Origin of the sequence: Pseudomonas pergaminensis (assembly GCF_024112395.2) — a bacterium.
GTDB lineage: Bacteria > Pseudomonadota > Gammaproteobacteria > Pseudomonadales > Pseudomonadaceae > Aquipseudomonas > Aquipseudomonas pergaminensis.
The window spans coordinates 5,653,450-5,667,348 of record NZ_CP078013.2; the positions used below are offsets into that span (position 1 = coordinate 5,653,450).

Below are 13,899 nucleotides of genomic sequence, written 5' to 3' on the forward strand. Positions count from 1 at the left end.
CCACTGACACACGGCAGACAACCAACCTCTAGCGCAATCGCTTATTAGCGACGCAGACCCAGGCGACCGATCAGAGTCTGATAACGACCCAGATCCTTGCCTTTCAGGTAGTCCAGCAGCTTACGGCGCTGGTTTACCATGCGGATCAGACCACGACGGGAGTGGTGATCTTTACCGTTGGCCTTGAAGTGACCTTGCAGCTTGTTGATGTTGTGGGTCAGCAGTGCAACTTGCACTTCTGGCGAACCAGTGTCACCAACAGCTTGCTGATAGTCAGCAACGATTTGTGCTTTTTCTTGAACGTCGAGAGCCATGAGGCAATCCTTTTTTCAGGAAACCACCCAAAGGGCAGTTTCAACAGGCCAGGGACAAATCCCTGTATCTAAAAATGAGTGTTGACCGTGCCTGTTAACAGCCACACTCGTTCGGTCATTCTGACCGAATCAGTCGACGCGGCGCTATGCGCCCGTCTTCGCTCACTTCACCGATACCGATAAAGCGACCGTTATGATCCTGTACCCGCACCATGCCGAACTTCGGCGCATCCGGGGCACGCACCGGCTGGCCGTTTAGCCAGTAGAACGCGCTGTGTTCCGAGAAGTGCAGCAATGGCCAATCGAGCAAACCGCTGTCCGATGGCATCAGGAAGCGATCAACCGCTTCATTGCCGCCTTCGGCGTGTACCGCTTCCAACTCTTCCAACGTGACCGTCTGGGCCAGGCTGAAAGGACCGGCCTGGGTGCGTCGCAGTTCTGCAACGTACGCGCCGCAACCGAGCTTCTCACCGATATCTTCCACCAGGGTACGGATATAGGTGCCTTTGCTGCAGTCCACGGCCAACCGGGCGGTGTCGCCTTCACAGGCGAGCAATTCCAAGCGCGCAATAGTAACAGAACGCGGTTCGCGCTCCACTACTTCGCCCGCACGCGCCAGCTTGTAAAGAGGCTGGCCATCACGCTTTAGCGCCGAGTACATCGGCGGTATCTGACTGATTTCCCCACGAAAACCGGGTAAAGCAGCTTCAATATCAGCACGACCAACGGTCACGTCGCGAACCTGCAGAACATCACCTTCGGCATCGGCCGTGGTGGTGGTCTTGCCCAGTTGCATCAGGGTTTCGTAACCCTTGTCGGAATCGAGCAGGTATTGCGAAAACTTGGTGGCCTCGCCAAAGCACAACGGCAGTACGCCGGTGGCGAGGGGGTCGAGACTACCGGTGTGCCCGGCCTTTTCGGCGTTGAGCAGCCAGCGGACCTTCTGCAATGCGGCATTGGAGGTAAAGCCAATGGGCTTGTCGAGCAGGATTATGCCGCTGACGTTGCGACGGATACGTTTGACCTGAGCCACCGCTTACTCCTTGGCGTCTTCAGGTGTGGACGGGCGCTGGCTGTCTTCAGCCACGGCGCGCTCGATCAGTGCCGACAGGTGCGCACCCCGCACGACGCTTTCATCGTAGTGGAAGTGCAACTGAGGAACACTGCGCAGCTTCATTTCACGGGCCAATTGCATGCGCAGGAAACCTGCCGCCGAATTGAGCACCTTGATGCTTTGCGCGATTTCTTCGCTGCTGTCCTGCCCCATCACGGTGATGAAGATCTTCGCGTGACCCACGTCACGGCTCACTTCAACGGCGGTGATGGTGACCAGGCCAACGCGTGGGTCTTTGACTTCGCGACGGATCAGTTGGGCCAGCTCGCGCTGCATCTGATCACCGATACGCTGGGTACGGCTGTATTCTTTTGCCATGTCTTGTTACCTGTTACTGCCACACGGTGAAACCCGTGGGGTCTGAAAGCGGCAAACGCCCGGCCTGACAAAAGCCAGACCGGGCGTTGCGTTTAGAGTCCGTACGCGGTGCGGGGCATCTCCATGCCCACACGCCGCGTGGCTCCGGAAGTGCGCGAGTTAGAGGCTGCGAGCAACCTGAACCTTCTCGAAGACTTCGATCTTGTCGCCAACCTTGACGTCGTTGTAGCTCTTGACGCCGATACCGCATTCCATGCCGGCACGTACTTCAGAAGCGTCATCCTTGAAGCGGCGCAGGGATTCCAGCTCGCCTTCGAAGATAACGATGTCTTCACGCAGTACACGGATTGGACGGTTACGGAACACGGTGCCTTCGACAACCATGCAGCCGGCGATCGCGCCGAATTTCGGCGAGCGGAACACGTCACGTACTTCGGCGATACCCAGGATGTTCTCCCGGACGTCGCTGCCAAGCATGCCGGTGAGGGCTTTCTTGACGTCTTCGATGATGTCGTAGATGACGTTGTAGTAACGCATGTCCAGGCCTTCCTGCTCGACGATCTTGCGAGCGCCAGCATCGGCACGCACGTTGAAGCCGAACAGTACAGCGTTGGAAGCCAATGCCAGGTTGGCGTCGGATTCGGTGATACCACCGACACCGCCACCGACAACGCGCACTTGCACTTCGTCGTTACCCAGGCCATTCAAGGCGCCGTTCAACGCTTCGAGGGAACCACGTACGTCAGATTTGAGGACGATGTTAAGCGTCTTCTTCTCTTCCTGGCCCATGTTCTCGAAGATGTTTTCCAGCTTGCCGGCGTGAGCACGGGCCAGCTTGACTTCACGGAACTTGCCTTGACGGAACAGAGCCACTTCACGGGCTTTCTTCTCGTCGGCAACTACGCTCATCTCGTCGCCAGCGTCCGGGGTACCGTCCAGGCCGAGGATCTCGACCGGGATAGCAGGACCTGCTTCCTTGATTGGCTTGCCGTTCTCGTCGAGCATGGCACGTACACGGCCGTAGTTCGAACCGACCAGTACCATGTCGCCTTGGCGCAGGGTGCCGTCTTGAACCAGAACGGTCGCAACCGGGCCACGGCCCTTGTCGAGACGGGACTCAACCACCACACCACGGCCAGGAGCCGATGGAGTCGCGGTCAGTTCCAGAACCTCGGCTTGCAACAGAACGGCTTCGAGCAGTTCGTCAACGCCGGTACCCATCTTCGCGGAGACTGGTACGAATGGTGTGTCGCCACCCCACTCTTCGGATGTCACGCCGTGAACCGACAGTTCGCTACGGATGCGATCGAGATCAGCGCCCGGCTTGTCGATTTTGTTCACCGCAACCACCAACGGAACGCCAGCTGCCTTGGCATGCTGAACGGCTTCGATGGTTTGTGGCATCACGCCGTCGTCGGCTGCAACCACCAGGATCACGATGTCGGTCGCCTTGGCACCACGGGCACGCATTGCGGTAAACGCGGCGTGACCAGGGGTATCGAGGAACGTCACCATGCCACGGTCGGTTTCAACGTGGTACGCGCCGATGTGCTGGGTGATACCGCCGGCTTCGCCCGCAGCCACCTTGGCACGACGGATGTAGTCGAGCAGGGAAGTTTTACCGTGGTCAACGTGGCCCATTACGGTCACAACCGGTGCACGGGAAACAGCCTCACCTTCAAACTTCAGGGACTCGGCCAAGGAATCTTCCAGGGCGGTGTCGCTGACCAGGGTCACTTTGTGGCCCAATTCTTCAGCCACAAGCTGGGCAGTTTCCTGATCCAGTACCTGGTTGATGGTGGCTGGAGTACCCAGCTTGAACATGAACTTGATGATTTCAGCTGCCTTGACCGACATCTGCTGGGCCAGATCGCCCACAGTGATGGTCTCGCCGATCTTCACTTCACGCACGACAGGGCCGGTTGGGCTCTGGAAACCGTGGGCGTTGCGTTTCTTCAGCTTGGCCTTGCCGCGACCACCACGACGGAAGCCATCGCTTTCTTCGTCGGTAGTACGCGGGGCAACGCGTGGAGCAGGCGCTTTCTCTTTGACCGAAGCACGATGTGGAGCGTTTTTGCGCTCGCCATCGCCACCACCACCGCGACGATTGTTATCGTCAGCACGTGGCTTGTCCGGACGACGAGGTTCGTCGCGTTTACGGGCGTCAGCAGCAGGTGCTGGTGCAGCGGCAACCGGAGCGGCCTCACGCACAGCTTCTACCGGCGCGCTAGGCGCGGCGACCGCTTCAGTGGCAGCGGGTTGCGCAGCAGCAGGCTGGCGACGCGCTTCTTCTTCGGCGCGACGCTTGGCTTCTTCTTCAGCCTTCTGACGAGCAGCATTTTCTACTGCGCGACGTTCTTCCAGTTCGCGTTTGCGCTCGGCTTCGATTTCTTCCGGGCTGCGCTGTACGAAGACTTTCTTCTTGCGTACTTCAACGCTGATGCTCTTGCTACCAGCAACACGCAGGGTGCTGGTGGTTTTGCGCTGCAATGTAATCTTGCGCGGTTCTTCCACTTTCGCCTTGTGGCTGCTCTTCAAGTGAGTCAGCAAAGACTGCTTCTCACTATCGCTCACACCTTCATCGGCGGCGGTGTGCGGCAGACCTGCCTCACGCATCTGCTGCAACAGGCGCTCTACCGGTGTTTTGACCTCATCGGCCAGTTGTTTCACCGTGACTTGCGTCATGCACTTCTCTCCTCAGGCCGCGCCTAGTTACTCGAACCAATGGGCTCGGGCGGCCATGATCAACTTGCCGGCACGATCATCGTCAATGCCGTCGATGTCGAGCAGATCGTCAATAGACTGCTCGGCCAGGTCTTCGCGGGTAATTACGCCGCGCACCGCCAGTTCCATCGCCAAATCCTTGTCCATACCCTCAAGCGAGAGCAGGTCTTCGGCCGGATGGGCGTCTGCCAGCTTTTCCTCAGTAGCGATGGCTTTAGTCAACAAACGATCCTTGGCCCGAGCGCGAAGCTCGTTGACGGTGTCTTCGTCAAAGCCGTCGATGTTGAGCATTTCTTCCAACGGTACGTAGGCAATCTCTTCCAGGCTGGTGAAGCCTTCATCTACCAGCACCTGCGCCAGGTCTTCATCGACTTCCAACTCTTCGATGAAGTTGCGCAGGATGTCACCGGTTTCAGCTTGCTGCTTAGCCTGGATGTCCGATTCGGTCATCACGTTCAGGGTCCAACCGGTCAGTTGGCTGGCCAGACGCACGTTCTGACCACCACGACCAATGGCCTGAGCCAGATTGTCTGCGCCAACGGCGATGTCCATTGCATGGGCATCTTCGTCAACGATAATTGCCGCCACTTCAGCCGGCGACATGGCGTTGATCACGAACTGCGCCGGGTTATCGTCCCACAGGACGATGTCCACACGCTCACCGCCCAATTCACCCGACACTGCCTGGACGCGCGAACCGCGCATACCGATGCAAGCGCCTTGCGGGTCGATGCGTTTGTCCTTGGACCGGACCGCGATCTTGGCACGCGAACCCGGGTCGCGGGACGCAGCCATGACTTCGATCAGGCCTTCGGCGATTTCCGGCACTTCGATACGGAACAGCTCGATCAGCATTTCCGGCGCGGTACGCGACAGGATCAACTGAGGGCCGCGGTTCTCGGTGCGGATTTCCTTGAGCAACGCACGCAAGCGCACGCCGACACGGAAGGTTTCGCGAGAGATGATGTCTTCGCGGGCCAGCAACGCTTCGGCGTTGTTGCCCAGGTCGACGATCACGTTGTCGCGGGTGACTTTTTTCACGGTGCCGGAGATGATTTCACCCAGGCGCTCGCGATAGGCGTCAACGACTTGAGCGCGCTCGGCTTCGCGAACCTTCTGCACGATGACCTGCTTGGCGGTCTGTGCAGCGATACGGCCGAATTCGATCGATTCGATCTTTTCTTCGACGACATCACCGACCTTGGCGCCAGGATGCGTTTCGGCAACCTTGCTTGGCCAGGTTTCGATGGCCGGATCATCAAGATCGGCTTCTTCAACGACCGTCCAGCGACGGAAAGTCTCATAGGCACCGGTGTGGCGGTTGATTTCCACACGCAGATCAACTTCGTCTTCAAAACGCTTTTTGGTAGCAGTGGCCAGGGCCAGCTCCAGCGCTTCAAAAATCACGTTTGCCGGTACGCCCTTTTCATTGGATACCGACTCAACAACCAGCAGTACTTCTTTGCTCATCGTACGCCTCGCCTTTCGCAAGCCATTGGATCCGCGGGATCCGCGTCTCAGTCAAAACTGGGAATAATGTTGGCCTTGTCGATCATATCGATCGGCAACAGGAATTCATGGTCTTCTACCTGCACCACGACATCCTGTTCTTCTACACCGCGCAGAAGGCCCTGAAAGTTGCGTCGCCCTTCAAAGGGAGATCGCAGCTTGATCTTCACTTGTTCACCGGCAAATTTTGCAAACTGATCAATAGTGAACAGTGGGCGTTCCATGCCTGGCGAGGAAACTTCGAGGGTGTATTCAACGGAGATCGGATCTTCAACATCCAGCACACCGCTGATCTGACGGCTGACAATGGCACAATCGTCCACCAGCACGCCGCCCTCTTTATCGATATAAACGCGCAACATTGAGTGGCGACCTTGAGCCGAAAACTCAATACCCCAGCATTCATAGCCTAGGGCCACGACCACCGGGGCCAACAAGGCCTGCAACTCTTCTAGCTTGCTCGACACCTGAACCCCCTCGTGCATGTATGTGCATGCTGTGCAAAATAAAAAAATGGGCGAAACGCCCATCCTTGAAACGCCGTCGAACAGCGGCGTTGAAAGTGTCCAGCTAACAAAAAGCCCCTTAAAAGGGGCTCCGCTAAAACTGGTTGCGGGGGCCGGATTTGAACCGACGACCTTCGGGTTATGAGCCCGACGAGCTACCAGACTGCTCCACCCCGCGACAAAGCTGGGGCGGAAGTATACGACCGATCCCTTACAGGGTCAATGTAACCTTCCACCTACAAGAAAGCCCGCAACAGCGGGCTCTCCTGATAATTGGTACCGAGAAGGGGACTCGAACCCCTACACCCTATGGGCACAACCACCTCAAGGTTGCGTGTCTACCAATTCCACCACCTCGGCAATACAGCGTTTACAACCTTCTTACTTCTGCTCTTGAGCTGGAGGTACGTCAGTCGCTGGAGTAGCCGACTTTTGCTCTTGAAGCACCGGGACATCATCAGAAGCCGGTTTTGCTTTTGGCACTTCCAACACTGCTGGGTTTGGGAGACCTACTTGAGTCAGCACATGAGCTTTCTCTTTAGCAAAGTAACCTAACCCCAAGCTGGTTATGAAGAAACCGGCGGCAAGTATAGCAGTAAACTTACTAAGAAAGGTAGAGGAACCTTGGCTTCCGAACACAGTATTTGAAGCACCTGCACCGAAAGACGCACCAGCATCCGCACCTTTACCCTGTTGCAACAAAACCAGGGCAACTACGCCCAGGGCAGCCAACAGATGAAAAACGACTACGACTGTTTCCAGCATTTTTTCAGTTTCCCGCGGCGCGACAGATCGCACCGAACTCATCTGCATTCAGGGAAGCTCCACCAATGAGCCCCCCATCGATATCCGGCATGCCGAACAGTTCGACCGCATTGGCCGCCTTCACGCTGCCGCCGTATAGAAGACGCACACCTTGTGCGACTTCAGAATTCTCTGCCGCTAACTGCGCGCGGATGGCTGCGTGCACATCCTGCGCCTGTTGCGGTGTAGCAGTCAGCCCGGTACCAATAGCCCAGACCGGCTCGTAAGCAATAACTGCCTTTGCAAACGCACCAACACCCAGCTCCTCGATGATGCTGCCCAGCTGACGCGAGACAACTTCAAGAGTCTTGCCCGATTCACGCTGCTCCAGGGTCTCCCCTATGCACAACACTGGAATCAAGCCACAAGCCTGTGCCGCTGCGAACTTGCGATTGAGTGTCCCATCACGCTCGCCCATCATCTGACGACGCTCGGAGTGCCCGACAAGCACATAGGAACAACCTGCATCGATCAACTGACTCGGCGAAATCTCGCCGGTCAACGCACCTTGCATCGGCTCCACCGCAGAGTTCTGCGCGCCGACCTGGATCGACTTGCCTTTCAAGCCATCAACCACTTGGTTGATATGCAAGCAAGGCGGAAAAACCGCAACATCGACACCGCTAGGCAAGGCCAAGTGACGAAGGCCATTGATCAGCTCAGCGACACTGGCGCGGGTACCGTGCATCTTCCAGTTACCAGCTACCATAGTGCGACGCATGCTGTACCTCGTCGGTCAAAGTGGGCGCAGATGTTACCCAACCACATCATCACTGGCAAGCCGAATTCAGGCGCAAACTTCAGTTACTAGTTTTGCCAGGTCTTCGGCATGGCCGCGAACCTGTGTTTCGTCGTCACCTTCGACCATGACGCGCACCAGCGGCTCTGTGCCGGACTTGCGCAACAGCACGCGGCCACGCCCCGCCATTGCCAGGGTCACGCGCTCGCACGCCTCTTTGACAGCCGGGTGCTCGATCGGGTTTTCGCCGCCGGCAAACCGTACATTCAGCAGTACTTGCGGACATTTGCGCAGCGCCTGGCGCGCCTGGGCCAAGCTCTCTTCGCGACGGCGCAGCGACAGCAGAACCTGCAGCGCAGCAATGATCGCATCGCCCGTAGTGGTGTGCTGGAAGCAGACAACGTGACCGGAATTCTCGCCACCCACCTGCCAGTTACGCTCGAGCAACTCGGCGATCACATAGCGGTCACCGACATTGGCGCGCACAAACGGAATACCCAGGTCCGCCAAGGCCAATTCAAGCCCCAGGTTACTCATCAAGGTACCGACAACACCACCTTGCAGCTTGTTACGCTCGTGCAGGTCGCGGGCAATGATGAACAAGAGGTCATCGCCATCAACGATGGCCCCGGTGTGATCCACCATCAGCACACGGTCACCGTCACCGTCAAAAGCAATGCCCAGGTCGGCATGTTCGGCAAGGACGGCGGCCTGCAATTGCTCCATGTGTGTGGAGCCGCAGTTGTCATTGATGTTCAGCCCGTTAGGCTGGGCCGACAGGACTGTAACGTCCGCGCCCAATTCCTTGAATACGCTTGGCGCCACTTTGTAGGTCGCGCCATGTGCGCAATCGACCACAATCTTCAGGCCGGCGAAATTGGTGCTGCTGGGCACACTGCTTTTGCAAAATTCGATATACCGGCCAGAGGCGTCATTGATTCGCGACACCTTGCCCAGCTTGCTGGACTCAACCACCGTCATCGGCGCATCCAGCAGTTCTTCGATCATCAACTCGATCTCGTCCGGCAGCTTGGTGCCCTGCCCCGAGAAGAATTTGATGCCGTTGTCATCATGAGGATTGTGCGAAGCACTGATCACAATACCGGCTTCAGCGTGAAAGGTACGCGTCAGGTAAGCGATCGCCGGTGTCGGCATGGGGCCTAGCAGCATGACATCTGCGCCCGCGGCGGACAGGCCAGCCTCGAGTGCGGATTCGAACATGTAACCGGAAATACGAGTGTCTTTACCCACCAGGATGCGGCAAGCGCCCATGCTCCGGAACGCCATGCCCGCAGCCCAACCTAGCTTGAGCATGAAATCAGGAGTAATCGGGTATTCGCCGACCCGACCACGGATACCGTCGGTGCCAAAGTATTTCTTAGTCATAAGTGCTCCATCATTCTTATTCGGCTGATTCTACTGCGGCAATCATGCGCACCACATCCACTGTTTCGGCAACATCATGCACACGCAAGATACGCGCGCCTTTGCTTACTGCAAGCGCTGCCAGTGCAAGACCACCGTACAGCCGCTCACCCACCGGGCGATTCAGGGCCAGCCCTATCATGCTTTTGCGCGAAACGCCGACCAGAAGGGGTCGACCAAGGGCATGCAGGGATTCCATATGCTTGAACAGACTTAGATTGTGCTGCAGGGTCTTGGCGAAGCCAAAGCCGGGATCAAGGATGATCTTTTCCGCAGCAATCCCCGCGACAGTACATTGAGCGACCCGCTCAGCGAGGAAACCGCTGACTTCGCCCACAAGGTCATCATAGTGAGGATTGTCCTGCATATTGCCGGGCTCTCCGAGCATATGCATCAGGCACACCGGCAACCCGGTCGCGGCAGCAGCATCAAGGGCACCGTCGCGCTGGAGGGAGCGCACATCGTTGATCAACCCCGCGCCCAGCCGCGCAGTTTCGCGCATCACTGCTGGCGTCGAGGTGTCCACCGAGATGATCACATCCAGCTCACGCGCAATGCGCTCGACTATTGGCGCGACTCGCTCCAGCTCCTCCAAGGGAGAAACCACGCGAGCGCCAGGCCGAGTCGACTCACCACCGACATCAATCAGCGTCGCCCCTGCGGCGACCATCGCCTCTGCATGACGCAATGCAGCATCAAGCTGGCTGAAGCGGCCACCGTCGGAAAAGGAGTCAGGGGTTACATTAAGAATGCCCATGACATGTGTATGGGCCAAATCAAGAACCCGGTTGCCGCAAGGCAACCGGGTGGAGGACAACGCAGAAGTCATTTCAAACCTTAGTGGTCGGCTGCAGGGCCGCCGATCGGGGTTTCAGGGCGTTCATTCTGAACCACCGGCGGAGTGCCAGAGGTGCCCGAACCGCCTTCCCAATCGCGAGGCTCACGCGGCGTGCGGCCAGCCATGATGTCGTCGATCTGGTCGGCATCAATGGTCTCGTACTTCATCAGCGCGTCGGCCATCGCGTCCAGTTTGTCGCGGTTATCAGTCAGGATCTGCTTGGCCGTGCCGTAGCACTGGTCAATGATACTGCGCACTTCGGAGTCGATCAGCTTGGCTGTCTCACCGGAGAAACTGGCGTTTTGACCGCCACCGCCACGACCTAGGAACACTTCGCCTTCTTCCTCGGCATACATCAGCGGGCCGAGTTTTTCCGACAAGCCCCACTTGGTCACCATGTTCCGTGCAATCTGGCTGGCACGCATGATGTCGTTGGAAGCGCCGGTAGTGACACCATCGAAGCCCAGGGTCATCTCCTCAGCAATCCGGCCACCGTACAGCGAGCAGATCTGGCTGATGAGTGCACGCTTGGAGAGGCTATAGCGATCCTCTTCCGGCAGGAACATCGTGACACCCAGCGCCCGACCACGAGGAATGATCGACACTTTGTAGACCGGGTCGTGCTCAGGCACAACGCGACCGACAATGGCGTGACCGGCTTCGTGATAAGCGGTGTTCTGCTTCTCTTTCTCGGACATGACCATGGATTTGCGCTCGGCGCCCATCATGATCTTGTCTTTCGCCAATTCGAACTCTTTCATCTCCACGATGCGCTTGCCGGTACGGGCAGCAAACAACGAAGCCTCGTTGACCAGGTTGGCCAGGTCGGCACCGGAGAAGCCTGGAGTACCACGGGCAATCACGGCCGGAGCCACGTCGTCACCCATTGGCACTTTGCGCATGTGTACTTTCAGGATCTGTTCGCGACCACGGATATCCGGCAAGCCAACCACAACCTGGCGGTCGAAACGGCCTGGACGCAGCAACGCAGGGTCCAGAACGTCCGGACGGTTGGTTGCAGCAATCACGATGATGCCGTCGTTCATTTCAAAGCCGTCCATCTCAACCAGCAACTGGTTAAGGGTCTGCTCACGTTCATCATGACCGCCGCCCATGCCGGCGCCACGGTGGCGACCAACGGCGTCGATTTCATCGATGAAAATGATGCAAGGCGCATGCTTTTTAGCCTGTTCGAACATATCGCGAACACGGCTGGCGCCCACGCCGACGAACATCTCGACGAAGTCAGAACCGGAAATGGTGAAGAAAGGCACCTTCGCCTCACCAGCAATCGCCTTGGCCAGCAAGGTTTTACCGGTACCCGGAGGACCAACCATCAACACACCGCGAGGAATGCGGCCGCCGAGGCGCTGGAATTTGCCCGGATCGCGCAGGAACTCGACCAACTCGCCCACTTCTTCTTTGGCTTCGTCGCAACCAGCAACGTCAGCCAGGGTGGTTTTCACCTGATCTTCGGAGAGCAGGCGTGCCTTGCTCTTGCCAAAGCTCATCGGCCCGCCCTTGCCGCCCGCACCGCCTTGCATCTGGCGCATGAAGAACATGAACACGGCAATGATCACCAGGATCGGGAAGCTGGCTACCAGCAACTGGGTCCAAATGCTCTGCTGCTCAGGCTGCTTGCCTTCGACAACCACGTGGTTGTCCACCAGGTCGCCGATCAGACCGTTGTCCTGGATTGCCGGACGAATGGTCTTGAAGCTGTCGCCATCGTTGCGTTTGCCGGTGATCACGTAGCCATCAACCGCTACGCGCTCGACCTTGCCATCCTTAACTTGCTGGATGAAGTCGGAATAGTTGAGGGTCTGCGGCTCGTTAGGGCTGGAGAAGTTGTTCATCACCGTCACCAGGACAGCCGCGATGATCAACCACAGGATCAGATTCTTTGCCATATCGTTCAATTAACTACCCTCTGAAGCAAGCTCCGCTACTGGCGCGCGCTTCGCATGATATTCACCGGCCTAACTTACTACATTACCTACAACACTGGCAGGCGCCGTCTGTAACCCTTTGTGAAACTTTGACTACACAATATTCGTAAAGCTTCGTGACGAAAGCGATATAAAAAAACCTATCGACTCCCTTCAAACCTTCAAAGACGCTCATCACTGGCGGCGCCTTCGATCCCGCGGAACCCCCGCGCCAACAGATACTGCTCGCGAGACCGGTCACGAGAAGAGTCCGGTTTGCGCATCTGTACCTTGTCGAACAGCTTGCGGATGTTCTTGTGGTACTCGTCGAAGCCTTCACCCTGGAAGACCTTGACCAGGAAATCACCACCCGGACGCAATACCCGACCCGCCAGATCCAGTGCCAACTCGCAGAGGAACATGGCGCGCGGCATATCAACAGCCGGTAATCCACTCATATTGGGGGCCATGTCGGAAATCACAAGGTCCACTTGCGAATTTCCTACAGCTTCCAGGATCTCGGCCAGGACAGCGTCCTGGGTAAAGTCACCGTGTACAAAGGTCACATCCGGGATACTGTCCATCTCCAGGATGTCGGAAGCGATCAAGCGGCCTTGCCCACCAATCAGACGACTGGCCACCTGGGACCAGCCACCCGGGGCGGCGCCCAGGTCGATCACGCTCATGCCGGGGCGAAACAATTTGTCCTTGTCCTGCAGCTCCAGCAGCTTGTAGCTGGCCCGGGAACGGTAGCCGTCCTTTTGCGCCTTTTTGACGTAAGGATCGTTGAAATGTTCTTGTAGCCACTTAAGGCTGGTTTTGGAACGGGCCACGGGCCACCTCGAAAAATAAAACGGGTCGTGATTAACTGGGCGGTCCCGGACTCGCTCGGGTAAACTGGCCGCCGCTTTTTACAAGATCAGACGCAGGGGTCAGATTATGCCGCTCACTCAAGAGCAGAAGAAACAGTACAAATCCATTGGCCACCATCTGAAACCAGTTCTGATTGTGGCAGATAACGGTTTGACTGAAGGTGTGTTAGCCGAATTCGAACGTGCACTGAACGATCATGAACTGATCAAGATCAAGGTCAACATCCTTGACCGCGAAGCGCGCCTGGCCGCCATTGCAGAACTGTGCAAGGTGGGCAAAGCGGACCTGGTCCAGGTCATCGGCAAGATGGCGCTGCTTTATCGCAAGAACTTCAGCGTCAACAAGCAACTGTCGAACGTACACCGCTTCAAGTAGCGTTTAAATTACAAAAGGGTCATGGGCGCGCTTCGCGTGCCCTGCCACTCCATCCCGGTGCCGGCTGCATGACCAGCACCAGGCCGGAGAACCCTAGCACAAGATAGCTGAACAGCTGCCAGCGCAACGCCTCCGGCAGCCAGACATGCACCACGCAAAACATTGCGCACGCATACAGCGCCATCAACAGCAGTTGCCCGCGAATATCCCGCCATAGACTCCCCAAGCCCTCGGCCTTGACCAGCACCAACGCCTGGAGCGTCACGCACGCCGCCGCGAAACCCACCAGCAACGCGCTGAGCAATCCATCGATCTCATCGATCAGCAACGGTGCCAGGCCAATAAGGCCCAGCGCCGGCAGTACACCAATATGCAACAACCACAGGCCGCCGACCCAAAGCATCTGGGAAAGCTGCCAAAGCATGGCGCCCG

At 57.5% G+C, this 13,899-nt stretch carries 14 protein-coding genes and 2 tRNA genes; 1 reads left to right on the forward strand and 15 read right to left on the reverse strand.

Annotated elements, in window-relative coordinates; all coding sequences use genetic code 11:
• Positions 1 to 44: 44 nt before the first annotated feature.
• From rpsO to rlmE, 14 genes are all read right to left on the reverse strand, one after another.
• Positions 45 to 314 (reverse strand): 30S ribosomal protein S15, encoded by a 270-nt coding sequence (rpsO, locus tag KUA23_RS25715; protein WP_003177875.1) that lies wholly within the window; start codon positions 312 to 314, stop codon positions 45 to 47.
• Between the two features lie 115 nt (positions 315 to 429).
• Complete coding sequence (gene truB / locus KUA23_RS25720) at positions 430 to 1,347, reverse strand: tRNA pseudouridine(55) synthase TruB (protein WP_025857114.1); 918 nt, start codon at positions 1,345 to 1,347, stop codon at positions 430 to 432.
• A 3-nt stretch (positions 1,348 to 1,350) separates the two neighbouring features.
• A complete protein-coding gene (rbfA, locus tag KUA23_RS25725) occupies positions 1,351 to 1,746 on the reverse strand; it encodes a 30S ribosome-binding factor RbfA (RefSeq protein ID WP_122540399.1) in 396 nt (131 codons plus the stop codon).
• A 159-nt stretch (positions 1,747 to 1,905) separates the two neighbouring features.
• A complete protein-coding gene (gene infB / locus KUA23_RS25730; protein ID WP_078050216.1) occupies positions 1,906 to 4,431 on the reverse strand; it encodes a translation initiation factor IF-2 in 2,526 nt (841 codons plus the stop codon).
• 27 nt (positions 4,432 to 4,458) lie between these two features.
• Positions 4,459 to 5,940, reverse strand: a complete 1,482-nt coding sequence (gene nusA, locus KUA23_RS25735) for a transcription termination factor NusA (protein WP_025857112.1) — start codon at positions 5,938 to 5,940, stop codon at positions 4,459 to 4,461.
• Between the two features lie 47 nt (positions 5,941 to 5,987).
• Positions 5,988 to 6,446: a ribosome maturation factor RimP gene (gene rimP / locus KUA23_RS25740; protein WP_003235029.1), complete on the reverse strand. Its 459-nt coding sequence runs from the start codon at positions 6,444 to 6,446 to the stop codon at positions 5,988 to 5,990.
• A 140-nt stretch (positions 6,447 to 6,586) separates the two neighbouring features.
• Positions 6,587 to 6,663, reverse strand: a tRNA-Met gene (locus tag KUA23_RS25745).
• Positions 6,664 to 6,759: 96 nt separating this feature from the next.
• Positions 6,760 to 6,845: transfer RNA gene (locus tag KUA23_RS25750), tRNA-Leu, on the reverse strand.
• Between the two features lie 21 nt (positions 6,846 to 6,866).
• Complete coding sequence (gene secG, locus KUA23_RS25755; RefSeq protein ID WP_010206600.1) at positions 6,867 to 7,250, reverse strand: preprotein translocase subunit SecG; 384 nt, start codon at positions 7,248 to 7,250, stop codon at positions 6,867 to 6,869.
• A 4-nt stretch (positions 7,251 to 7,254) separates the two neighbouring features.
• On the reverse strand, positions 7,255 to 8,010 hold the full coding sequence (gene tpiA, locus KUA23_RS25760) for a triose-phosphate isomerase (protein WP_078050217.1): 756 nt from the start codon (positions 8,008 to 8,010) through the stop codon (positions 7,255 to 7,257).
• A gap of 66 nt (positions 8,011 to 8,076) precedes the next feature.
• On the reverse strand, positions 8,077 to 9,414 hold the full coding sequence (glmM, locus tag KUA23_RS25765; RefSeq protein ID WP_078050218.1) for a phosphoglucosamine mutase: 1,338 nt from the start codon (positions 9,412 to 9,414) through the stop codon (positions 8,077 to 8,079).
• 16 nt (positions 9,415 to 9,430) lie between these two features.
• Positions 9,431 to 10,282, reverse strand: a complete 852-nt coding sequence (gene folP, locus KUA23_RS25770; RefSeq protein WP_078050219.1) for a dihydropteroate synthase — start codon at positions 10,280 to 10,282, stop codon at positions 9,431 to 9,433.
• A gap of 8 nt (positions 10,283 to 10,290) precedes the next feature.
• Positions 10,291 to 12,201, reverse strand: coding sequence for an ATP-dependent zinc metalloprotease FtsH (gene ftsH, locus KUA23_RS25775; protein WP_010562674.1), 1,911 nt, complete (start codon positions 12,199 to 12,201; stop codon positions 10,291 to 10,293).
• Positions 12,202 to 12,401: 200 nt separating this feature from the next.
• Entirely contained in the window at positions 12,402 to 13,052 is a 651-nt protein-coding gene (rlmE, locus tag KUA23_RS25780) for a 23S rRNA (uridine(2552)-2'-O)-methyltransferase RlmE (protein ID WP_010206606.1), read from the reverse strand.
• A 106-nt stretch (positions 13,053 to 13,158) separates the two neighbouring features.
• Between rlmE and KUA23_RS25785 the strand changes: the two genes are divergently transcribed.
• Positions 13,159 to 13,467, forward strand: a complete 309-nt coding sequence (locus KUA23_RS25785; RefSeq protein WP_010206607.1) for a YhbY family RNA-binding protein — start codon at positions 13,159 to 13,161, stop codon at positions 13,465 to 13,467.
• Between the two features lie 19 nt (positions 13,468 to 13,486).
• On the opposite strand, the gene KUA23_RS25790 is transcribed toward KUA23_RS25785, so the two are convergent.
• The gene (locus tag KUA23_RS25790; protein WP_078050220.1) at positions 13,487 to 13,891 is read right to left on the reverse strand and encodes an MFS transporter; all 405 of its coding nucleotides are present in this window, start codon (positions 13,889 to 13,891) and stop codon (positions 13,487 to 13,489) included.
• Between the last annotated feature and the right edge of the window lie 8 nt (positions 13,892 to 13,899).

What these genes read in the sequence shown, in the direction of transcription:
- rpsO (WP_003177875.1), bottom strand. Translation starts at nt 314, where the DNA reads ATGGCTCTCGACGTTCAAGAAAAAGCACAAATCGTTGCTGACTATCAG.
- rbfA (WP_122540399.1), bottom strand. Translation starts at nt 1,746, where the DNA reads ATGGCAAAAGAATACAGCCGTACCCAGCGTATCGGTGATCAGATGCAG.
- infB (WP_078050216.1), bottom strand. Translation starts at nt 4,431, where the DNA reads ATGACGCAAGTCACGGTGAAACAACTGGCCGATGAGGTCAAAACACCG.
- nusA (WP_025857112.1), bottom strand. Translation starts at nt 5,940, where the DNA reads ATGAGCAAAGAAGTACTGCTGGTTGTTGAGTCGGTATCCAATGAAAAG.
- secG (WP_010206600.1), bottom strand. Translation starts at nt 7,250, where the DNA reads ATGCTGGAAACAGTCGTAGTCGTTTTTCATCTGTTGGCTGCCCTGGGC.
- tpiA (WP_078050217.1), bottom strand. Translation starts at nt 8,010, where the DNA reads ATGCGTCGCACTATGGTAGCTGGTAACTGGAAGATGCACGGTACCCGC.
- glmM (WP_078050218.1), bottom strand. Translation starts at nt 9,414, where the DNA reads ATGACTAAGAAATACTTTGGCACCGACGGTATCCGTGGTCGGGTCGGC.
- folP (WP_078050219.1), bottom strand. Translation starts at nt 10,282, where the DNA reads ATGACTTCTGCGTTGTCCTCCACCCGGTTGCCTTGCGGCAACCGGGTT.
- ftsH (WP_010562674.1), bottom strand. Translation starts at nt 12,201, where the DNA reads ATGGCAAAGAATCTGATCCTGTGGTTGATCATCGCGGCTGTCCTGGTG.
- KUA23_RS25785 (WP_010206607.1), top strand. Translation starts at nt 13,159, where the DNA reads ATGCCGCTCACTCAAGAGCAGAAGAAACAGTACAAATCCATTGGCCAC.
- KUA23_RS25790 (WP_078050220.1), bottom strand. Translation starts at nt 13,891, where the DNA reads ATGCTTTGGCAGCTTTCCCAGATGCTTTGGGTCGGCGGCCTGTGGTTG.